Source organism: Leifsonia sp. HAY1-4F (genome assembly GCF_056755275.1).
This window is the reverse complement of sequence record NZ_JBNDHX010000255.1, coordinates 1-279: the sequence shown is the minus strand read 5'-3', so window position 1 is coordinate 279 and position 279 is coordinate 1. Positions and strand designations below refer to the sequence as shown.

The following is a 279-nucleotide window of genomic DNA, read 5'->3' as shown; positions in this document are numbered from 1 at the left end:
AGCGCGCCCGGTCGCGTCGATGATGGCCTGCTGCGACCCCCGTACAGCTCCGAGAACGACGCGATCACCGACAACGAGTGGACGGCCATCCGGGACGCCTCCAGTCCTCGGAGTCCCTGCCATCGCCCGGAACCTCACCCCGGCCGGGAGCGCCGGACAGGTGCTGCTGATGCACGACGGCGGAGAGCCGCCCCAGCGCCTGGTCGAGCGCGGCGACCGTGTGGGGCCTGTCTCTTATACACATCTCCGAGCCCACGAGACACTCGCTCATTTGGGGGG

Annotated in this window: 1 protein-coding gene; it reads right to left on the bottom strand. The window is 69.5% G+C overall.

Features of this window, described 5'->3' with window-relative positions; genetic code table 11:
* Window positions 1-64 precede the first annotated feature (64 nt).
* A partial coding sequence (locus ACPYOG_RS19435) for a hypothetical protein (protein WP_481295771.1) occupies window positions 65-279 on the bottom strand: 215 nt, incomplete at its 5' end.